Origin of the sequence: Chitinophaga alhagiae (assembly GCF_003568665.1) — a bacterium.
Taxonomy (GTDB): Bacteria; Bacteroidota; Bacteroidia; order Chitinophagales; family Chitinophagaceae; genus Chitinophaga; species Chitinophaga alhagiae.
The window spans coordinates 1,096,808-1,117,620 of sequence record NZ_QXMH01000002.1; the positions used below are offsets into that span (position 1 = coordinate 1,096,808).

The following is a 20,813-nucleotide window of genomic DNA, read 5'->3' on the forward strand; positions in this document are numbered from 1 at the left end:
TTTCACTATTGTAATTGCGCCGAATCTGAAGGGATCGGCACCACTTTATTTTTTCTTCCGAATACGCTCAGGTGTACGTACCGCCAGGGATTGTACCGGAGGTCTTCCAGCAGCCTGTTCAGGCTGCCGAGCGAGTGCTGGAGGTTGTTGTACACTTTTTTATCGTTCATGAGCAGGCCCAGGGAACCGTCTGTGCTGTTGATCTTGGTGACCACGCCGTTGAGCTGCTCCACCGTGCCGCGCAGTTGGGCAAGGGCCGTATCCAGCTCCCCGTTGGCCAGTGTGCCGGAGGCTTTGTCAAAGTTGCCGAGTATGTTGGAGATCTTGTCGTTATTGTTTTTCAGGTTGGCAGACACTGCCTCGAAGTTGCTGAAGGTGCTGCCGATGGAGCCGTTGTCTGCCAGCATGCCGTTAATGGAATGGGAGGCTTTTGACAGGTGCTGCATGGTACCGTTGAGGCCGGCCACGGCCGTGCGCAGGTTGTTTTTGGTAGTGGTGTCGAACACGGAGTTGACGGTAATGAGCAGGGTATCTACCGCGCCCAGCGTAACCTCCAGTTTTTTGACCAGGGGGCTTAACTGTTCCTTCAGGGCGTCTGTGATGGAATTGTCTACCGCTGCGTAGATGGTATCTTTATTTTTCAGCACTTCCGTGGTGTTGCCGAAGTCTATCTCCACCTTGCGGGTGCCCAGCAGGTCTGAGCTGATGCGGGCCACGGAGTTTTTGGGGATCTCAATGTCTTTATTGATCTGCAGGGTTACCAGGATGCGGCCTGCCTGCTTGTCCATCACTTCAAGGCTTAAAACATTGCCTACGGTCAACCCGTTCACCATAACGGCGTTAGACGGCGCCAGCCCGTTCACCTGCCCGTATACGGCGTATATCGTTTTTTTACTGGAAAAGAGGCTCCTGCCTTTCAGGATATTGAATCCCAATATCAGCAACACAATGGCGACCGCGGATAGAATGCCTATTTTCGATTCGTTGGATATCTTCATCGAGTTAAGTTAATGTCCGTGCAAAAATAGTTAAAACAACGGTGCGCAGTTGTAGGAAAACATAAATCATGCAAAAGGCGGGCCGGAAAACGGGTTAATCTACCCGTTCCCCGTTCTGGTAGGTGACCACAAAGGCGTCCTTAAAACCATGCTGGCGCGCTTTGTACACGGCGGCGTGCGCTTCTGCCTCAGTGCGGAAATTGCCCCAGATGTACTTGTGCAGTTTCTGGGACCCCTGTTTCACGTCTTCCCGCTCAATGGTGCCATTGAGCTTGCTGAACAGGGAGGAGCCGCGGGCGTACACTTTTTCTGTGGTCATCAGCTGCACCTTGTAGTGGGTATTGTCTGCCGCCGTCTGCGGGCCGGATGCCGGCAGTTCGGTCTGGGCACTAACGGTGGCGGGTATATGCTGTACGGGCTGCGGGGCAGGGGCCTGGGCTTGCGCCGTTGCGGCCTGTTCATGCGCCGCGCGGCGTACGGCCTCGGCGTTGTTGTATACTCTTTCCAGCTGGTCTTTATACCTTTTCACGGCGCGGTAGATACACTGGGCCATTTCATCCTGCCCGTTTTTGGAGTTCAGGAAATCTTCCTCTTCCGGGTTGCTGATAAAGCCCAGCTCCACCAGTACGCTGGGCATGGCGGTAGCGTGCAGCACCAGGATGCCCTTTTCGTTGCGCTGGCGGGCGCCGCGGCTGATGCGGCCCACTTTGGTGAACTCGTCTTCCACCAGGCCGGAAAGGCGCAGGCTCTGGTCAAAGTACACGTTCTTGAGGGTGTTGAGCATAATGAGCGTTTCCGGGTCTGTGGCGTTCATGAGCTGCTGCGTTTCTTCGGAGTTGGCGTCAAAAACGATCACGGAGCTGTTGCGCAGGGCCTCGGCCTTGGCGTTGTTCTTGGTGGTGGCCCATACGTACGTTTCCGTACCTTTGGCCGGGTTGGGTATCTTTTGGTAAACGGGCACGCGCTTGGTGTACTTCTTGCCTTTGGAGTTCCGGTAGGTTCTGGTTTTATGGCCCACCACGCGGGAAAGGGGAGCGGCGGAATTACAGTGTATGGAAATGAACAGGTCTCCCTGCGCCTCATTGGCAATGGCCGCCTTGCGCCTTACATCGTCAAAACGGTCTGTTTTACGGGTATATACCACTTTCACATCGGGCATGGCGTCTTCCACTATTTTGCCCAGCTTCAGGGCAACGGCCAGGGCTATGTCTTTTTCAACGGAATATTTACCCCTCGCCCCGGGGTCACTCCCCCCGTGGCCTGCATCAATTACAATAGTACGTATAGGCTTGTCTTGTACAGGGAAATCCGGTGTAGTTTTTGCATATACGAACAAAGTATAGAGTAATCCTATACCGAGTCCAGAAAATAAAACTCTTTTCCAGCGCATGTCAACGTTTAATTTTAAATGGGTTGTGTCCGATCCGGGAGGGTCTGTATTAATTGAACGCTACAGATCTACACTTAATTACAGGCACAAAGCATTAGCTTTCTGTGTAATAAATTGTATAAAATCATGTAGGTTTGTGCCCGCTTAACACATGGACCCTCACTGCAAAAATAATTATAAAAACTTTTTAAGGCGGCTGTTCCTGCCTTTGATTCTTCTTTTATTCTCGGCAGCCGCCCTGTTAAAAGACGAAATAGCGCATGCATCCGTATTTCCGGGGTTTCACTTTAACAAAATTTTCACAGATACGGTGCCCGTTCCGCGGCCGGATACCGGCCGTCCGGCCTTTAAAAGGGGAAAAGACAGCATTCCGGTCAAAGCCGTAGATACCATTACCCTGCCTGACAGCCTGCAGCGCCGGGCAGACTCCACCGGCCTCCTGCCAACAGATGCTGCCGGCCGCCCGCAGGCAGATACCACCATAAAACCCATCCGCATATCCAGAGACAGCCTCAGCGCGCCTGTATATTATAAGGCGCAGGACTCTATTGTGATGTTCGTCAAAAAGAAAGAGTTCCACCTGTATAACAAGGCAGACGTAAAATATGAACAGACGCAGCTGACCGGCAGTACCATGGATTTCAACCAGGCCACCGGCATCCTCACCTCCCGCATGGGGGTGGATACCGCCGGCAAGCCGTTTGAAAAGGCCGTGCTGAATGACGGCAGCACCAGCTCCGAAATGGACTCGGTACAGTACAATTTCAACTCCGGGAAGGCCATGATCTACCAGACCCGCGCCCAGTACGGGGAGGGATACGTGAACAGCCGCAAAGTGAAAAAACAGCCGGATAACACGGTTTTCGGCTTCCGCAACGGCTATACCACCTGTAACCTGGATACGCCGCACTTTGCCTTCAGGGCCCGCAAGATCAAGGTGATACCTGACAAGCTGATCGTTTCCGGCCCGGCCAACCTGGAAATTGAGGGCATTCCCACACCGCTGTTCATTCCCTTCGCCATTTTCCCCATCAGCCATGGCCAGCGCACCGGCCTGCTGCCCCCGCAATACGTGGTGAACCAGCAGAAGGGCATAGGCCTGGAAAACGGCGGTTATTACTTTGGGCTGGGGGAGTACCTGGACCTGACGGTGAGGGGGGACGTATACTCCTACGGCAGTTGGGGGCTTACCCTGAGCCCCACCTACCGGAAGCGGTACAAGTATAACGGGGGCATGAACATTGCGTTCTCCAACAGCAAATTTGGCGGCGACCCGCAGATCAAGGAGGAGTTCACCACTTCCAAAGACTTCCGCGTGTCCTGGAGCCATAGTATGGACGGCAAGGCCCGCCCCGGTACCAACTTCAGCGCCAGCGTCAACTTCGGTACCACCTCCTACAACCAGTACAACGTAACGGACGCCGCCACCAGGCTCAATAATAATATGAGCTCTTCCATCAACTATTCCAAAAGCTGGGTGGGCAAGCCGTATAACCTGACCCTGGCGGCAGGGCATAACCAGAACAACTCCACCCGGAAAATGAACATCAACTTTCCGGACGCGTCTTTCAACGTCAACACCCTGTACCCCTTTCAGAAAAAAGAAATGGTGGGCAGTCCCAAATGGTACGAAAAAATAGGCCTCAGCTACAACGGCCTGCTGCGGAACAATGTCAGTTTCGTAGACAGCACCTTCGGTACCCCGGCCATGTTTGACAACCTGCAGGCCGGCGTGCAGCACCAGATACCCATCACCCTGTCCATCCCCGTTATGCGGAACCTGACGCTGTCCCCCAGCATCAACTATACGGAGAAATGGTACATCCGCCAGCAGGTGCTGACCTGGGACCCCAAGAACCTGAACTACGATACTACCTATAATAACGGCTTTTACCGCAGCAGCGCCATGAGCACGGGCGCCTCCCTGGCTACGGCCATTTACGGCATGTACACCTTCAAGAACAAAAATTCGAAGGTATCCGCGGTGCGCCACGTGATGCGGCCCAACGTCGGCATCAGCTATTCTCCTGACCTGGCCAGCAAGGACTATTATATGGTACAGAGTGATACGCTGGGCCGCATGTCACGCTTTTCGTACTACGACGGCGCGCCCTTCGGCCCCTCCGCCGCCCAAACCTTTGCCGGTATCACTTTCGGGATAGACAATAACCTGGAAATGAAAGTGCGGTCAGACAAAGACACCTCCGGTTTCAAAAAGATCAAGATACTGGACGGTTTCGGCATTACCAGCAGCTATAACCTGGTGGCGGATTCCTTTAACCTGGCGCCGTTCTCCCTCAATGCCCGCACCAACCTGTTCGATAAAGTGAACCTCTCTTTTGGCGGTACGCTAGACCCCTACCAGGTAGACAAGTACGGTTACCGCATAGATAAATACGTCTGGAACGGGGAAAAATTCAGCATCGGCCGCCTCACCAATGCCAATATTGCCCTGAGCACGTCTTTCCAGAGCCAGGACAAAAAAAGCAAGGAGAAAGAGAAACTGAAAAACGAGCTGGCGGAAGAGGAGCAAACGCCAGACGCCATGCTGCAGGAGCAGCAGCGGCAGGCGCAGATGATGCGCGCCAACCCGGGAGATTATGTGGACTTTGACATTCCCTGGCGGCTGGACCTTTCTTACAGCCTCAACTATACCCGCGGCCGCACGGCAGACCGCCTGCGGGATACCACCATCTTCAACCAGTACCTCGGCTTCAGCGGAGATTTCAGTCTTACGCCCAAGTGGAAAATTATCATGACGAGCGGTTTCGATTTCCGGCTGATGCAGATCTCCTACACCAACCTCACCATTTCGCGCGATCTGCACTGCTGGCAAATGAGCATCAACCTGGTACCCTTTGGCAGCTACCGCCAGTTCAGCATCACCATCAACCCCAAGGCCGGCATTCTGCGGGACCTGCGGGTGAACCGAACGCGGCAGTTCTTCGACTTCTAGCAGGCGGCCGCTATACGCCATCCCATACCGCCCGCACGCGCAGCTAACCTGCGTACAAGAAAATCTTTATCCACAGTGCATATTTTTTCAATACGCAGATTGAGCAGGGTAGTGGCCGCCTACTTTTGAACTTCGATTGTGTAAATGAAAAAAAGACTGTTATGAAAACTTTATTCACCGGAGATTTTTCCATTGTGTTCCACCCCAGCTTCAACTTGCTGATATGGGTATTTATTGCCATGATGCTGGACCTGTTCACGGGCATCGTCAAAGCCCTCATGCACCATACCGCCCGTACTTCTTCCGGCTACCGCAAAACCGCCCGCAAGTTCACCCAGTACATCGGCGCCATACTGGTGTCTGTCATACTGATGAACACGTTCCGGCAGGAGCACCCCGTAGTGCAGTACATGAATGACGGGTTGCTGATATTGCTCATCTACATTGAGACCACGTCCATTTTCGAGAACCTGTACGCCATTGACAGCACAAGCATGTTTGCGCGGTATTTCATTGCGCCGGTGCTGCGGCTGCTTACGCTGTACATGAAGAAACTGCAGCGCGGGGAAACGGACGCCTAGCGGTCACGCCCGGTACAGCTCCTTGCCGAACGGTGTAAAAGTGAGGGACAGCAGCTTGAAATGCTGCCGCGCAAAAGGAATGCCGATGATGGTGATGGCCAGCAAAAAGCCGAACAGCAGGTGCCCCAGCGCTACCCAGATGCCGCCGAACAAGATCCAGAGAATGTTCATGATAGTGGCCAGGCAACCGGTGCCCCCGGGTATTTCCCGCACCCTGGTGCCAAAAGGCCAGAGGGTGAGAATGCCTATCTTGAAAAGCTGCAGGCCGAAGGGAATGCCGATAATGGTGAGGCAAAGGCAGAAACCGCCTACCATATATCCTACAAAAGAATAAAAGCCGCCGAATATCAGCCAGATGATGTTACCGATCAGGTTCATAGGCATAAATGTAGGAAACAGCCGTTGATTTTGAATAAATTGTTAATATTGTGTGGATCACCTGTCTATGTCTGATCTTTAAACCTGACCGATGAACACTTACTTACAGGGCGCGGAAGAGAGCTACATTCAGAAGGCCTTGCAGCTTGCGCCTATTGGCGCTTTTATGTCGGATATGGAGGGGAACTGTTTTTTTGTGAACGATGAGTGGCAGAAGATATCGGGGATCGGGTTTGACGAGTCTATGGGAAGGGGCTGGATGAAGTACATCCTGCAGGAAGACATCCCCGGTATGAAAAATGGCCTGCAAGCGGCCATGAAAACCCCCGAAACGCCGTATATCTATGCTTACCGCATGCAACACCCCGTTCGCGGATTGCGTTACTTCAAGGCCCATGTACGGACCGTTGCCGGCCAGGCAGGCGGCGCCGGTTGCCTGGTGGGCTATGTGCAGGACGTTACCCCGGAAAAAGAAGCGGAGAGCCGCCAGGCGGAGCTAACGGCCCACCTGCACGCCCTGCTTGTTTCGCTGGAAGATATCACCTTCGAGATCAATGGCCTCCAGGTGTTCAGGAATGTATGGATACATGATGACAGCAAGCTCTTCATGCCCCGCGAGGAATTTCTGGGCAAAACGGTACAGGAAGTGTTCGGCCCGCAGGCCGCTATTTTTGTAGAGGCCATCAACGCCGTGCTGCAAACGGGTATGGCGCATGAGGTGGAATACAAACATTTTTATGAAGACATAGACCAGTGGTTCAGGGCCAGCATCAAACCGGTGTACATGATGCCCGACCCGGCCCATACGGTGATGGTGATCAGCATACAGGACATTACCGCCAGGAAGCTGGCGGAACTGCGGCTGGAAGAGACCAAGAACAGCCTGGAGCTGAGCAACCAGCTGCTGGACGTCAGCCAGCTGCTCAGCAACACCGGCGGCTGGGAATACAACCTGGAAACCGGCCAGGTATTCTGGACGCGGCATACCTACGTGATATACGAAATGGAAGAAGATTTTGTGCCTGACTTTGACAGCAGCATCCTCTTCTTTGACGAAGCAGACCGGCCTGTAATGGTCAGGCAGGTAGAAGACGTGATACTGGAACAGAAACCTTACGATATAGAGCTGCGGATCACCACCCGCAAAAACACCCCCAAATGGGTGCGCGTGATCGGCACCCCTGTTGTGAAAGACGGCCGCGTGGTCATGATCAGGGGCGCACTGATGGACATCACCCAAAAGAAAAAAGACGAACTGGAACTGATCAGCGCCAAGGAAATGGCGGAAGACGCGGCAAAGGCCAAGTCTGATTTCCTGTCTATCATGAGCCACGAGATCAGAACGCCGCTCAACGGCATCATCGGCATTACCAACCTGCTCAAGCTCAACTACACGCAGGAGCAGGAAGAATACATCAGCAACCTGCTGTTTTCCGCAGACCACCTGCTGCAGCTTATCAACGACATACTGGACCTCAACAAGATAGAACGCCAGCAGTTTGAGCTAAGCCCCTCCGCCGTCAACCTGCATGACCTGGTACGGAACATCCGCAACCAGTTCGCCTCACTGGCGGAAGCAAAGGGCATTGCGCTGCAAACCACGGTAGACAAGGCCATTCCTAAAAAAGTGATGGCAGACGTGGTGCGCCTGAGCCAGATATTGAACAACCTGGTGAGCAATGCCATCAAATACACGGAGCAGGGAACGGTCCACCTGTCTGTGGCGGTGGTGGAGCAAAAGGCGGGAAAAATAACGCTGCATTTTTCCGTGAAAGACACCGGCATCGGCATTCCGCCGGAGCAACATAACCTGGTGTTCGAGAGCTTCCGGCAGGTGCAGCAAAATGAAATGCGCAAACAATCCGGCACAGGCCTCGGTCTCACCATCACGCAAAAACTGATAGCCCTCCATAACAGCCACATTTCCCTGGAAAGCGAACCGGGAGAGGGCAGCGAGTTTTATTTCGACCTGGTGTTTGACCTGCCCGCCAAAAAAGACAAGCTCACCCCGCATACGCAGGTTTCCGAAATTTCCGCCTATGCCAACAAATTCAGGAACATGCAGCTGCTGTTCGTGGAAGACAACCCCATCAATGTAATGGTAGCCCGGCGGCAGCTGGAGTATTTCGGCATTGAGCCAGACTGTGCGGCAGACGGGCAAAGCGCCCTGGAGCTGCTGAAAGAAAAAGGCAGCCTCTACGATGTAGCTTTTATAGACCTGCACATGCCGGAAATGGACGGGTACGCGCTGGCGGAAATTGTCCGGCAGGAATACCCCGAGATACACATCGTTATTTTCACGGCAGACATTATGCCGGAGGTGAGGCGGAAGTTTGCGAAGAAAGGGATATTCGATATCCTGAATAAACCGTTCTTTCCGCGGGAGATGCTGTCCACGCTGCTAAAAATTGCGCAGGTGCGGCGGATGAAGATATGAGCCGGTAACCCTATTCCGCCAGCGGCGTATTGAGCGTGCTCCTTGCCGTGGCAACATCATCCCCTTTCACCGCTTCCACGTACAACCGGTAATACGCCTGGTTGTCAGGAATGGTCAGTGTAATGGAAGGGCCTTTCCCCAATTCTTTCAGGAACACTGCATTCCCATACGCGTCTGTTTTTAACAGGTACCATTCAAATTCAGGGGCCGAAGCCACACTGTCTGCCAGCGCCCATTCCCCGTTTTGTGAAAGCAGGGCATGGTAGGTCAGCTGCGCGCCGGGGTAGGTTGGTTGGGCCGGCCTCAGGATGTGGATGCGGGGCAGTTGCGGCGCGGGCAAAGGGGCCTGCCAGTAACGGCCAAGCTGGTAGAAGCCCGGTTTGTAGCGGCCCCGGCGGTCTGTAAGCCCGTCAAAGGTCACAAAGTCACGCGTATGCAGGTCTTGCCAGGCGGTGATGAACGCAGGGCGCCGGCCGGGTGGTAACTTCGTGTATGCCTGTACGGGCATCTGGCTGATGAAGGCGGGCGTAGCCCATATGCCGGGGTCTTGAAGGCCGGCGGTGTCTGCAGCGGTTACCAGGCCAAAGGCATCTACGGCGGGCAGCTCCTGTTTAAAGAACGCCAGCGTACTGCCCACCCCGCTTTCCAGCTGAACATCCAGCGTGAGCGGCCGGCCGGGATCTGCCGCTTTGATGCGGCGGGTCAATTGCTTCAGCCAGTCCGTCCACTGTTTTTGCTGGTAAAGCAGGGCGGGTTTGTCATACTGCCTGTTCAGCTGCAGCCAGGCGTTGTTGCCAATGTTCCAGGCTTTTATGCATGAGTTGTGCCGCAGGCGCTCAACAGTGCTGATGATGGACTGCTCCAGCCGGGCCAGTGTGCCGGCCTGTTCATACATGTCCGTAATGTCAGGTACCCAGAAGCCATAGTGAACGTCTATCCCTTCTTCCGTGGCAACGGCCAGTATGTTCCTGTCATATACGCCCGGGCCGTACCGCTTGATGGTATTGACGCCCAGCGTTTTCATGGCCCTGATGTCTGTGCTTACTTCCCGCCGGGTGAGGGAGTGCAGGTTCCTGAACCAGTTGTCTCCCTTGCGGTAGTTGACGCCGCGTATGGTATCTGGCAACGTTAGTCTTGCAGTGGTGCGGTGGCTGGTGTCTGTTGCTATGAGCGGGGCCAATTGCGATGCGGGCAGCGGCCTGATGCGTGGGTCTTTTTGCAGGGCGGCAAAACATTGCGCCGGTTGCTGCAGTTGCCAGTTAAGCACCTGGCCGGGTGCGGGGCGGGGGAGGTTTTTGTCCCGGTCACTGTTGAACAGGATGGCCGCATGAATTTCAGGGAACCTGTTACGCATGGCGCTGAAAGCATCTGACATCCACACTGCCTGGCCGCCGGCTGCGGCCAGCGAGCCCATTTCAGCCACCATCACCGGTATACCCGCCCTGAAAACCGGCAGCCGGTGAAAAGGCGCGTACAGCTCCGCAAAAGAGCGGGAGCGGGCGTCTGCGTACTGCGGGCCATAGTTGAGGCAGGTAACGCCTATCCAGTCTACATACGCCTTGCCGGGAAAATAGGCGGCCGCGGCCTGGGGGCGCCAGGGGTTCCATACCCAGATGGCATTGTGTACATGGCGCTGCGCAAAAAAGCGGTGTACATATTGCCAGGCGGCTTTAAATTCTTCCGGGGTATTGTTGCCAGCCGGAGACCAGGGGTAGGCCGGGTTGTCTGCTTCGTGCGCAAAGCGCAGGTATACCGGGCGGTTGAGGGCTTTAACCTGTTGTGCAAATGTTTGCAGGTAACTGTCATACACGCCCGTGCTGATGCGAGCCAGCATTTTCTCTTCGCTATTGGCATCGCGGAACAGCGCGGCCCAGGGCTCCCAGGTGATCATGGGCAGCGAGCCGTTGCGGTAAATGGCCTGTACCAGCGGGTCAGGTACGTAACACTGCGGCGCTTCGCCCCAGGGAACGTACAGGGAAATGATGTTGAAACGGGCCTGGTATTGCTGCTGGTACCGGCGTACAGTATGCATGTCCGTTAGCCCGTTGGAGGTGCCAGGTTCGTAAATGCCGGTATACAATACGTTTTGTTTGTGCGCCACCCGACCGGTAGCGGCGATGGATGGTTCTTCACTCATGCTCATCAAGTAAAGCGTAATGCACACGGCCGCCAGCAATAAAGGCAGCCCCAGCTTGCGGAACACCACGTACAGGCGCAGGTGCCTGAACAGCCAGAACTGTTTTTTTAACAGCAACGGATATACGAGCGCGGCCCTTGCCCAGCTGAAGCGCGCCTGCAGGCGCTGCGGCCGCAGGCTGGCAATGATATTGAAGATCATGATGAGGCAGTTGATGCCTGCAATGCCTGCCATTACCAGCGAGTAAGGGTTCAGATCGTAAGAAAGCCCGTAAATGATAGCGCCCGCGGAGGCCAGCAACACGATGATATTGGGAATGTTGAGCCGCCAGTTGTCCGGCCCGGTATCATCTTTGGGCGTGGGGATGTACGGTACCTTCCTGCGCATCAGCGTGTATACCAGCCCGAGTATATGCACCCACCAGGTGCCGATGAACAACAGGCCGCCTACCACGTGAAAGCCCCGCTCCGTTTCTTCCATCACCCACCGCTGTACAAAATGCCTCACCAGTATAATGGAGGCAATAACGGGCAGGCCCAGCAGCGCAAAGTCTACCATGTCCACGCGGAAAGGGATGAGGCCGGTTACAAGGGACAATATGGGGATGAGGAAGTTGATGAAAAACACCACGCCTGAAAAATAATGAAAGGGAATGGTGCCGTAGTGCAGCCGTTGCCGCCAGGTGAAACGGCTGAACAGCTTCGGGTAAGCGGTCACCAGCAATTCAAATACGCCGCGGGACCATTTCAGCTGCTGGGCATAATAGGCGGAGAGGGTGGAAGGCACCAGCCCGCGGGTCAGAACGGCTGGGACGTACACAGACTGCCATTGCCTGGCGTGTAGCTGCATAGCGGTATGCATGTCTTCCGCAAGGCCGGCCGCGTGGCCGCCTATGGAGTCAAGCGCCGCCCTGCGGAAGGTGCAGTTGGCGCCAATGGCCAATACGGTGCCGTAGCTGTTCATGGTAGCCATAATAGGGCCATAGAACTGGAAGGTCTGCTGCGCGGCGCCTTTGGCCACCAGGCTGTCTCCCATGTTGCTGTAGGCCTGTACCACCTGCACAAAGCCTACTTCCGGGTTATTGAAATGATGTACGATGTGATCGAGGAGATCAGGCGCGGGCACATGGTCTGGGTCCAGCACCACGCAAAGCTCGCCGGTGGCGTATTGCAGGGCGTTGTTGATGTTGCCCGCCTTGGCGTTTATTTTATTGGTACGGGTTACATGTATAACGCCCAGTTGCCGGCACACCTCCACCAGGTATGGGTCATTGGCCTCATCGCAGAGATAGGTGGTGTGCGGGTAGCGGATGGCCTGGATGGCGGTAAGCGTGTCCACCACCATGGCATAAGGCTCTCCGGCGCAGAAGGTGGTAAAAATATCTACCGTAAAGGCCTGCTGCGGCGGGGGAGCGGCGGGGATGGAGATGGAGAAATAATGGTACCATTCATGCAGTATCCGCAGGCAGTTGAAAGTAATGCCCGCCATCAGCACCCAGTAGAACGGCGCATAGCCTACCTGCGAGTGCCGGTACAGGCACAGCAGCATGTAGCCCATGGCGCAGGCGCCGAGCAAAATCATCAACCGTAAAGTGAACAGTTCCATCCGCGAGGGCGGAGCAACCGGCGCCAGTGTTCTGATCATGGGCCTACTACGTAAAAAGGTGTATTGGCGGAAGCATATTGCCCCTTGTTATCAAATACGGTCACAAATACCCGGTAAGGGCCTTCTTTTACGGGCGCCCTGAACGTGGTGACATACCCGCTGTCAGCAACCAGCAGCCCTTCCAGGGGTGCGGGTTTGCGTGTATTGGGCGTGTACTTGTCTTTCATGTACCAGTCTTCCGGCAGTATTTCCCAATGTATGTGCAGGGAATCTGCGGGCGGCGTTTCAAACAGCACTTCCGCGGTTTGCACGGCGCCGGGTTTGAGCAGGATGTTGTCTCTCGCGCCCTTGCCGTTGACCAGCATGTATTTGAGCGCCGGCGCCTGTTGTTCGGGCCAATGGCCCGTCCACAGGTATTGCAGTGTGTGTACCGTTTGTGACAGGGCGCCGGTGTTGCTGAAGGTGCTGAACCAGGTATGCGTTACCTCTTGCTTGCTGCCCCAGTAAAATACGCAGGCGCCCAAAAAGCGCGGGTTGTTCACCGGCATGTGCGTTTCATACAGCTCCCGGTACTGCGCTGCCTTCCGGGTGCTGGTGTTCTCTATGGGAGAGCCCCAGGCCGTGTGCTCGGATTCCCATGGGCCGGCCGGGCCCCATTCCGCAATGAGGAAGGGGCCGTTCCACGCCCACGCAACTTTGCCGAGGTCTTGTTCAACACTGCGCAGCTGGTTGAAGATGTTGACAGACAGCAGGTCAAGGCCTTTTACTTTCCAGCGCAGGTTGTAGATGCTTTTTTTGTCTATGTTGATGATGGCCGTGGTCACCGGGTGATCAGGATCTTCCGTGCGTATCATGTTCACCAGGCGGTTGTACGCCTTGTAAAAGGGTTTGAACATAGGCCGGTACGGAAAGCCCAGTTCATTGCCCAGGCACCACATGAGCAATGCGGGATGTGATTTGTAGCGGTCTACCACGGCGCGGAAAGCCGCGTATTGCGCCGCGGTCTGTGCCGTGTCTTCGTAGTAGGAAAGAAAGCCGCTGGCGGGCATGGGGAAACCGGCTATCACCGCTATGTTGTGGGCCTGCGCTTCGTCCAGGATGCGGCCAAGGTGCAGGGTGTCCCATACGCGGATGGTGTTGCCGCCCGCCTGCCGTAGTTCCCCGAGATGGGTGAAGCCGGCGGCCCCTTTGATGATGAAAGGCGTGTTGTTACGGTACAGCACATATTTGCCGTTCTCTTTGCCAATGTGTACCCGTGGCTTGTAGGCCGGCCGGGGAGCCGGTTGGCAGCCTGCAAACAAGGTAAGGGCAATTGAGACCACTATTCCGTACGTGGATATGGATATGGCTTTTTGCATAACGAACTATCGCTGCTAAATATAGAACATTCTCCACTATTGCGGCTGTGGTAAGTTACCCTGCATTTTTGGATAAAGAAAATGCTTATATTTATTTTATAAAGGTTCCCATATCCTGGAGGAATGAATGAATGTTCTTTGTCTCAGACCCGACACCCGGTAACAGGGCGGATCATGCTGCTGATAGTAATATTTGCATCCGCCTGTGTACCCTCCGTGCAGGAACAATATGAACATCCTGCATATTTCAACAAGGTTTTCTCCATAGCTGACAGTATCGGAAATTTCGATGCGGCAGCGTCATATGCCTACCTGGAACAGGCATATGCGGCATTTCCCGCACCCGGGAAAATTGACCTGTACAACAAATATGCCCGCATGCACTCGTACCATGCGACCAAAACCTACGATTTTCCCCTCGCCATGGCCTATGCAGACAGCGCACTGTATATTTTTAACGAACGGCCGCTCCGGGAAGCGTACCCGCTGTATTATGCCCGGGCGCTTTTTTATAAGGGAGACGTGCTGCGCGAGCTGAAAAAATATGATGATGCGTACGTGTATTTCTACCGCGGGCGGGAGGCGTTGCTCCGTACAAAAGATACCTGCCAGTACCACGAGTATGCCAGCCGGCTGGCACTGGTATATTACCGCCAGGAAAAATACGGGGAGGCCGCGCCTTATTTCCTGGAAGCGTTCCGCCATCTCAGGCGTTGCGATACCACCGCCTTCAATACCTTCTACACACGGCAGGGGATGCTTGACAATGCGGCGCTCAGTTATGATAAAGCGGGGAACGATGGCAAGGCGCTTGTTTTTTATGACAGCACGCTTCGGTTCATAGCACGCAAAGGCGCCAAGTTCCTGCATGATCCCGTATACAACAACGGCATCCAGGCGGCCATTGCCGTAGTGTATGGCAACAAGGGCAATGTGCTGCTGCGCACGGGAGATACGCTGGGCGCGGAAACGTTGTACCGGCAAAGCATAGATATCAATAGCAGGGGAAAAGATGAAAAGAGGGACGCCCAGCTGACCATGGCCAAGCTCATTGCGCTCTACCTGGCCGGCAACCACCCAGCCCAGGCAAAAGCCGTGCTCGAAGAAATGAAGGCCTCGCTGAACGTCCTGCCCACCGCCGGGACCAGGCAGCAATGGTTGCTGCTGCAATGGCAGTATTATGAAAAGACCGGCGAGCAGGCCAGGGGATACGCCGCCCTCAAGGACTATGTGCATCTCAACGACTCCCTGCAGGCCACCGCGGCCAAACCCGCCGTGGCGGACATCAATAAAGAATTTGTGCGCATGGCGGGAGAGCACCGGCTGGAGATGCTGCAAAAGAACAGTGAATTGCAGATGGCCTACCTGTTCATCCTCATTTTCCTTTGCCTCACTATCATGTCCGTTGCATGGATGATCTGGCAAAACTGGCGGAAATCACGCCGCCATGTAGCCGCGCTGCAACAATTGAACCAGCAGATCACCGCCCAGCATGAGAACATCCGCAAAAGCCTTTCAGCGCTTGAACAAAGCCAGCTGGGGCATTACCGCATGATGAAGATAGTGGCCCATGACCTGCGCAACCCCGTGGGCGCCATTCATACCTTGTCAGAATTGTTATTGATGGACCCTGCGCAGGAACCCAGGAACCGGCAAATGGTAGACCTGATCAAAACCTCCAGCGCCAGCGCCCTGAACCTCATATCAGACCTGCTGGTGCTGGATACTTCGCTGGCAAATATGGAAAAGGAACTGGTGGAAGTACATGTTGCCCTGCAGTATTGTGTAGACCTGCTGCAGATAAAGGCCATAGAAAAACAACAGGAGATCCGGCTGGAAGCCGAGCCGGTGAAAGTGCTGGCTTGCCGGGAGAAGATCTGGCGGGTGTTCAGCAACCTGATCAACAACGCCATCAAGTTCAGCCCCGACGGCGCCAGCATAGAAGTAGCGCTGAAACGGGAGAACGGCGCGGCCCTGATAGCTGTGAGAGACTACGGCATCGGTATTCCCGAAGGCCTGCAAAGCAAACTCTTCAGCCAAACGAGAGAAGCGAAAAGAAAAGGCACGCGGGGAGAAGAATCTTTCGGCTTCGGCCTCAGCATTTCCAAACAGATCATTGAAGCGCACAACGGCAAGATCTGGTTTGAAACAGAAGAAGGCAAGGGCACTACGTTCTATATTGAGCTGAAGGAGGTGGGGTGAGGCCGCGTTCCCCTATTTAAATATCTCCATCACCGCTCTGCCGATCCATACCTGCGGCGGTGTTAACCCAAACAGGCGGGCTATGGTGGCGGCGGTGTCAAAGGTCATCACACTATTTTTCACTTCATGGTTTTGCAAAATACCGGGGCCTTTCACGATCCAGGGAATTTCCATTTCGTTCATGGATATAGACCCGTGGCCTTTGTTGATGCCGCCATGGTCTGCCGTGAAGATCACTACCGTGTTTTGCGCTATGCCGGCATCTTCCACGGCCTGCAGGATTTCTCCTATATGCGTATCTGTACGTTCTACTGCGGCATAGTATTCCGGCGTGCCGTGGCCTACTTTGTGGCCTACGCTGTCTACATCATGCAGGTGTACGAACAGGAACGCCGGTTTTTTTGATTTGATGTACGCACAGGCGGCGGCAGCTGTGGCTACATCGCCATCACAGTTCAGGTCTTTGTTAACGGCGGCTTTCGGGAAAAGGTAGCCGATGCCTTCCCATTCGTAGATCACGCCTATCTCGCTTTGCGGTTTTGCTTGCCGCAGTAGGGAGTATATGGTGGGGAACATGCCGTATTCATCCAGCACGCGTGCCGGCAGGTCTGGCTTTTTGCTGCCCCAGGTGGTATAGCCATGCAGTTCCGGCCCGGCGCCCATCACCATGGAGGCCCAGTTGGGAGCGCTGGAAGAGGGAAGTACCGTTCTGGCATGCAGCGTCCAGGAACCTTGCTGCATCATGGCCCGGAGGTGAGGTACCCGGGCCTGCTGGAAGGCATATGCGCCAAATCCGTCTGACCCGATCAGGATAACGTGTTCCGGCGCGGACTGGGCGGTTGCCTGGCGGCAGGCCAGCAGCAATACGATCAATAAGAGTTGGGTAGGCCTGGAAAAGATCATGGTCTTTTTGCCTGTCAAGGTAATTAATATTTCTTGAAAGGAAAATAAATTTCCGGTAAGTAAATTATCAGGTGCTTAATTCACCAAAGAAATACATCACCAGCAGGCGGATGGTACCGTTCAGGTGATTGATGGGCACATGGGCAATATTGCCGTCAAAAAACAGGGAATCGCCTTCCTGCAGGTCAAAGATCTTGTCTTCCAGCTGGTATTGCAGGTCACCGTTCAGCACGTATACAAATTCATAGGCGGCAGTGGTAACGGCCTGCCGTTGCGAGCCGGGGCGCAGGGTGAGGAGGGAGATCTGGAAAGCCCCGCCGGCAAAATTGTTCTCCAGGATAGACTGGTATTCGAAACCGGTAGCCCCTTCTTCTTTTTCGTAGCTGGAATAACTGTTGGCCCGCAGCAGCAGGTAACCGGGGAAACTGCTTTCCGCGCTCAGCTCTGAAAAAAAGGTGTCGGGCCTGATGCCCAGTTTCCTGATAATGGTAAAAAGTGTCGGGATGGTAGGCAGCATCCGGCCGTTCTCTATTTTGGACAGCATGGCGGATTTGATACCGGTAACACCTGAAAGGTCCAGCAGCTTCAGGCCTTTTTCTTTCCGGTAACGGCGTATCAGCCCGCCTATTTTATGATAAACGAGATGGCCTGCACTGATCGCGTCTTCTTGTGGGTCCTGGTTCATAAGGCACTAATTTAGTGAATAAGCCATACAATTAGATGTCCGGGCGGGCCGCCTGCGGGTGCTGCCATAACCGGCGGGGAACGCCGGGCGCCTGTTGGGCACGGACAACGCACGCCGCGTTATTGCAAGCCGATTTTGTTATATTTGTAATAACCTTTAACTAAACTGTATGAAAAAGATCCTGCCCTGTTTAGCCCTGCTGGTTGTAACCCTTTGCACATTTGCCCAGTCAGTTCCCCAACATGATGTGGTCCTTAAACTGAACGGTGGAGAGCTCACCGGGAAAGTGGTCAAGATCAGCGATAATGATGTTGATTTTGTGTACGCCAATGAAACGCTGATATACAATATCAAGAAAGCGGATATCATGAAGATCACGTTCGGCAGCGGCCGTATCGAGGTGTTCAACAAACCGCCCGAGCCCGCGGGCAACCAGCAGGCACAGGGCGGCCCAGGCCTGGAAGAGCATCATAACAAGGTAGCTGTTCTGCCTTTTACTTTTGTGCGGGACGGGCAGCCGTCAGACGATGCTGTAAGCGAAGAAGTGCAGAACGAATGTTTTGCGTACATGAATAAACATGCCGGCGTATTCACCATCCTCAACCCCCGTACCACCAATGCCTTGCTTATTAAAGCCGGGGTCACCAAAACTAACATCAAGGGGTATACCATGGAAGACCTGTGCGGTATCCTGGGGGTGGAATATGTGGTAGACGGCATGGTGTCCATGAACAAAACCACGCAAACCACCTATCAGTCCAATACAGGCTCCTCTTCTTCCAAAAATGACAATAATAAAGACCGGCGGTACAACTCTTCTTCCTACGGCACCGCCACGCAAAACTACCAGACAAAGCTCAACCTGGCTATTTATAACGACAAGGGCGCCAATGTGTACGAGCAGGACAGAACGTCTTTCTGGAACACGCAAGACGCTTACAAAAGCACATTGGAATACCTGCTGAAACGTTCTCCGCTTTATTCAAAATAGCTGTTGCCGACGGTGTGGGGAAATGCAGCGCACCCACTTCATTTGCAGGCATAAAAAAAGGCGATCTTTGAATAGATCGCCCCGTCAGCGTGAACCGGATTGGATTCGAACCAATGACCTGCTGCTTAGAAGGCAGCTGCTCTATCCAGCTGAGCTACCGGTCCGGTACACTATAAAAATTTTTTTATTGGGAGTGCAAATTTATATAATTTCCCGTTAATTAATCAAAATATTCCTCTGATTCAAAATTATAGCCATGGACGTAAAGATTGAAAGTAGCTGGAAAGAAGTGTTGAAAGATGAATTTCAGAAAGCCTATTTTGAGCAGATCGCCATGTTCCTGAAACATGAAAAAGCCCTCGGTAAAACAATTTATCCGCCCGGAAGCCTGATATTTAACGCTTTTGACAAAACGCCATTTGACCGGGTGAAAGTGGTGATCCTGGGGCAAGACCCTTATCATGGCCCCGGGCAGGCACACGGCCTTTGTTTCAGCGTGCAGAAAGGCGTAAAGCCGCCGCCCTCCCTCGTTAATATCTACAAGGAACTGAATAAGGACATTGGCCTTCCCATGCCGGAAACGGGAGACCTTACGCCCTGGGCGGAAAGCGGCGTGCTGCTGCTCAATGCCATGCTGACCGTGCGTGACGGTGAACCGGCCTCTCACAGCAAAATAGGATGGGAGAGTTTTACTGATGCGGTGATCCGCAAGGTGTCAGACGGGAAAGAAGGTGTGGTGTTCATGCTCTGGGGAAAGTTTGCGCAGGACAAACAGGTGCTGATAGACGGCACCCGGCATTACATCCTGAAAGCGGCGCATCCTTCGCCCTTCAGCGCAGACAAAGGGTTTTTCGGTTGCCGGCACTTTTCCAAAGCGAATGAGCTGCTGATAAAGCAGGGCAAAGAGCCGGTGAACTGGCAGTTATAAAAACGATATTTACAGATTGATCCCTTTTACATGAATTGGCTCAGAAACATAGCAGGGCGTGTGTTTGCCGTATACGGGCTATTACTGTTCGCAGCTACTTTGCTGATCGTGCTGGTACCCATCTGGATCGTTTCCTTCTTGCCAGATCCGCATAAGACCCGCGGGTTTCTCACCATAGGTAGGGCATGGATGAAAGTATACATGAACCTTATTTTTTGCCCTGTGTACCGCAAAGGCCTGGAGTATTTTGAAAAGGGGAAAGTGTACGTGGTGGTGTGCAACCACAATTCTTTTATGGACGTACCGGTCACTACGCCCGGCGTTCCCGGTGTGAACAAGACCCTGGCCAAAGCAGAGATGGCCAGGATCCCGTTGTTTGGTATGATGTACAAGATTGGCGGCATTATGGTAGACCGGAAGAACGATGCCAGCCGCCGGCAGAGTTTTGAGCATATGCGGGACGCGCTGGAAATGGGCATGCACATGGTGCTGTTCCCGGAAGGTACCCGCAACCGCACCGGTTACCCGCTCAAGAGCTTTTACGACGGGGCCTTTATTTTGGCCATCGATACGCAAACGCCCATTATGCCTTCCCTGCTTTTCCATACACGTGATATTCTGCTGCCCGGCAAATTCTCTGCCCTGCCGCACCGTATAGACTTTCACTTCCTGCCGCCGGTGCCCACCGCCGGCCTCACGCACGAAGACCTGCCCATACTGAAAGAAAAAGTGTTTGTTACCATGTGGGACTATTACCTTGCCAACGGTGGCTCCGGTGAACAGCATTTTAAAGCAGGCTGATCCGGCAACCGTCAATTGCACCGCTTCGCCTTCCTTAGAACAGTTCCTTGTTTTGGCTATACCGCCGTGATCCACCAGCTGTTGCCCCATGGGTCAAAGATGCCGGCAGCGCGGCCATAGTCTTTGGTTGCAGGTTCCTGCCGGGACGTGGCGCCCGCAGCCAGCGCTTTTTTGTAAACGGCGTCCGTATCATTTACGAACATGAAAACGGCCCCTGTTTCCGGTGGGAAAGCATCGGTGCTGTTGCCGAACATAATAACGCTGTCATCGATCCGTACTTCTGCGTGCAGTACGCGGCCGTCATCGTCTTTATGCACCAGTACCTCTTCCGCGTCAAAAACCGTTTTTACGAATGCCATGAACTGGAGGGCGTCTGATACCAGGAAGTAAGGACATACTGTCTGAAAGCCTTCGGGTTTCTTTGTTGTTGCCATGTTGTCTGATGTTTTGAGTACGGTACAAA

Annotated in this window: 15 protein-coding genes and 1 tRNA gene; 7 read left to right on the forward strand and 9 right to left on the reverse strand. The window is 54.0% G+C overall.

Going from position 1 to position 20,813, the window contains the following annotated elements; translation table 11 throughout:
* Window positions 1–5: 5 nt before the first annotated feature.
* Both D3A97_RS15370 and D3A97_RS15375 read right to left on the reverse strand, forming a co-directional pair.
* Window positions 6–998, reverse strand: a complete 993-nt coding sequence (locus D3A97_RS15370; RefSeq protein WP_119079354.1) for an MlaD family protein — start codon at window positions 996–998, stop codon at window positions 6–8.
* Window positions 999–1,092: 94 nt separating this feature from the next.
* On the reverse strand, window positions 1,093–2,334 hold the full coding sequence (locus D3A97_RS15375; protein ID WP_157986570.1) for an N-acetylmuramoyl-L-alanine amidase family protein: 1,242 nt from the start codon (window positions 2,332–2,334) through the stop codon (window positions 1,093–1,095).
* A gap of 262 nt (window positions 2,335–2,596) precedes the next feature.
* Between D3A97_RS15375 and D3A97_RS15380 the strand changes: the two genes are divergently transcribed.
* Both D3A97_RS15380 and D3A97_RS15385 read left to right on the forward strand, forming a co-directional pair.
* A complete protein-coding gene (locus D3A97_RS15380) occupies window positions 2,597–5,344 on the forward strand; it encodes a putative LPS assembly protein LptD (protein WP_157986571.1) in 2,748 nt (915 codons plus the stop codon).
* 161 nt (window positions 5,345–5,505) lie between these two features.
* Entirely contained in the window at window positions 5,506–5,925 is a 420-nt protein-coding gene (locus tag D3A97_RS15385; RefSeq protein ID WP_119079357.1) for a phage holin family protein, read from the forward strand.
* A 3-nt stretch (window positions 5,926–5,928) separates the two neighbouring features.
* On the opposite strand, the gene D3A97_RS15390 is transcribed toward D3A97_RS15385, so the two are convergent.
* Complete coding sequence (locus D3A97_RS15390) at window positions 5,929–6,303, reverse strand: YccF domain-containing protein (protein WP_119079358.1); 375 nt, start codon at window positions 6,301–6,303, stop codon at window positions 5,929–5,931.
* 91 nt (window positions 6,304–6,394) lie between these two features.
* On the opposite strand from D3A97_RS15390, the gene D3A97_RS15395 reads away from it, so the two are divergent.
* Complete coding sequence (locus D3A97_RS15395) at window positions 6,395–8,740, forward strand: ATP-binding protein (RefSeq protein ID WP_119079359.1); 2,346 nt, start codon at window positions 6,395–6,397, stop codon at window positions 8,738–8,740.
* A gap of 10 nt (window positions 8,741–8,750) precedes the next feature.
* On the opposite strand, the gene D3A97_RS15400 is transcribed toward D3A97_RS15395, so the two are convergent.
* Both D3A97_RS15400 and D3A97_RS15405 read right to left on the reverse strand, forming a co-directional pair.
* Window positions 8,751–12,521, reverse strand: a complete 3,771-nt coding sequence (locus D3A97_RS15400) for a glycosyltransferase (protein ID WP_119079360.1) — start codon at window positions 12,519–12,521, stop codon at window positions 8,751–8,753.
* On the reverse strand, window positions 12,518–13,840 hold the full coding sequence (locus tag D3A97_RS15405) for a glycoside hydrolase family 2 TIM barrel-domain containing protein (RefSeq protein WP_119079361.1): 1,323 nt from the start codon (window positions 13,838–13,840) through the stop codon (window positions 12,518–12,520). Before D3A97_RS15405 ends, D3A97_RS15400 begins: the two co-directional genes overlap by 4 nt.
* Before the next feature lie 174 nt (window positions 13,841–14,014).
* On the opposite strand from D3A97_RS15405, the gene D3A97_RS15410 reads away from it, so the two are divergent.
* Window positions 14,015–16,042 (forward strand): tetratricopeptide repeat-containing sensor histidine kinase, encoded by a 2,028-nt coding sequence (locus tag D3A97_RS15410; RefSeq protein WP_198674009.1) that lies wholly within the window; start codon window positions 14,015–14,017, stop codon window positions 16,040–16,042.
* A gap of 12 nt (window positions 16,043–16,054) precedes the next feature.
* Here D3A97_RS15410 and D3A97_RS15415 read toward each other — a convergent pair whose 3' ends face one another.
* Both D3A97_RS15415 and D3A97_RS15420 read right to left on the reverse strand, forming a co-directional pair.
* On the reverse strand, window positions 16,055–16,963 hold the full coding sequence (locus D3A97_RS15415; protein ID WP_232825975.1) for an alkaline phosphatase family protein: 909 nt from the start codon (window positions 16,961–16,963) through the stop codon (window positions 16,055–16,057).
* 49 nt (window positions 16,964–17,012) lie between these two features.
* The gene (locus D3A97_RS15420; protein WP_119079363.1) at window positions 17,013–17,630 is read right to left on the reverse strand and encodes a helix-turn-helix domain-containing protein; all 618 of its coding nucleotides are present in this window, start codon (window positions 17,628–17,630) and stop codon (window positions 17,013–17,015) included.
* Between the two features lie 169 nt (window positions 17,631–17,799).
* Between D3A97_RS15420 and D3A97_RS15425 the strand changes: the two genes are divergently transcribed.
* Window positions 17,800–18,621 carry a hypothetical protein gene (locus D3A97_RS15425; protein ID WP_119079364.1) on the forward strand — a complete coding sequence of 274 codons (822 nt, stop codon included), beginning with the start codon at window positions 17,800–17,802 and terminating at the stop codon, window positions 18,619–18,621.
* Between the two features lie 90 nt (window positions 18,622–18,711).
* On the opposite strand, the gene D3A97_RS15430 is transcribed toward D3A97_RS15425, so the two are convergent.
* Window positions 18,712–18,785 (reverse strand) — tRNA-Arg (locus D3A97_RS15430).
* Between the two features lie 92 nt (window positions 18,786–18,877).
* Between D3A97_RS15430 and ung the strand changes: the two genes are divergently transcribed.
* Window positions 18,878–19,549, forward strand: coding sequence for a uracil-DNA glycosylase (gene ung / locus D3A97_RS15435; RefSeq protein WP_119079365.1), 672 nt, complete (start codon window positions 18,878–18,880; stop codon window positions 19,547–19,549).
* A gap of 30 nt (window positions 19,550–19,579) precedes the next feature.
* Window positions 19,580–20,350, forward strand: a complete 771-nt coding sequence (locus D3A97_RS15440; protein ID WP_119079366.1) for a lysophospholipid acyltransferase family protein — start codon at window positions 19,580–19,582, stop codon at window positions 20,348–20,350.
* 56 nt (window positions 20,351–20,406) lie between these two features.
* Here the strand turns inward: D3A97_RS15440 and D3A97_RS15445 are convergent, their stop codons facing one another.
* Window positions 20,407–20,784 (reverse strand): VOC family protein, encoded by a 378-nt coding sequence (locus D3A97_RS15445; protein WP_119079367.1) that lies wholly within the window; start codon window positions 20,782–20,784, stop codon window positions 20,407–20,409.
* Between the last annotated feature and the right edge of the window lie 29 nt (window positions 20,785–20,813).

Coding starts and splice junctions, on each gene's coding strand:
- D3A97_RS15445 (WP_119079367.1), bottom strand. CDS start 20,784: ATGGCAACAACAAAGAAACCCGAAGGCTTTCAGACAGTATGTCCTTAC.
- D3A97_RS15420 (WP_119079363.1), bottom strand. CDS start 17,630: ATGAACCAGGACCCACAAGAAGACGCGATCAGTGCAGGCCATCTCGTT.
- D3A97_RS15425 (WP_119079364.1), top strand. CDS start 17,800: ATGAAAAAGATCCTGCCCTGTTTAGCCCTGCTGGTTGTAACCCTTTGC.
- D3A97_RS15385 (WP_119079357.1), top strand. CDS start 5,506: ATGAAAACTTTATTCACCGGAGATTTTTCCATTGTGTTCCACCCCAGC.
- D3A97_RS15390 (WP_119079358.1), bottom strand. CDS start 6,303: ATGAACCTGATCGGTAACATCATCTGGCTGATATTCGGCGGCTTTTAT.
- D3A97_RS15370 (WP_119079354.1), bottom strand. CDS start 998: ATGAAGATATCCAACGAATCGAAAATAGGCATTCTATCCGCGGTCGCC.
- D3A97_RS15395 (WP_119079359.1), top strand. CDS start 6,395: ATGAACACTTACTTACAGGGCGCGGAAGAGAGCTACATTCAGAAGGCC.
- ung (WP_119079365.1), top strand. CDS start 18,878: ATGGACGTAAAGATTGAAAGTAGCTGGAAAGAAGTGTTGAAAGATGAA.
- D3A97_RS15440 (WP_119079366.1), top strand. CDS start 19,580: ATGAATTGGCTCAGAAACATAGCAGGGCGTGTGTTTGCCGTATACGGG.
- D3A97_RS15410 (WP_198674009.1), top strand. CDS start 14,015: ATGCTGCTGATAGTAATATTTGCATCCGCCTGTGTACCCTCCGTGCAG.
- D3A97_RS15400 (WP_119079360.1), bottom strand. CDS start 12,521: ATGATCAGAACACTGGCGCCGGTTGCTCCGCCCTCGCGGATGGAACTG.
- D3A97_RS15405 (WP_119079361.1), bottom strand. CDS start 13,840: ATGCAAAAAGCCATATCCATATCCACGTACGGAATAGTGGTCTCAATT.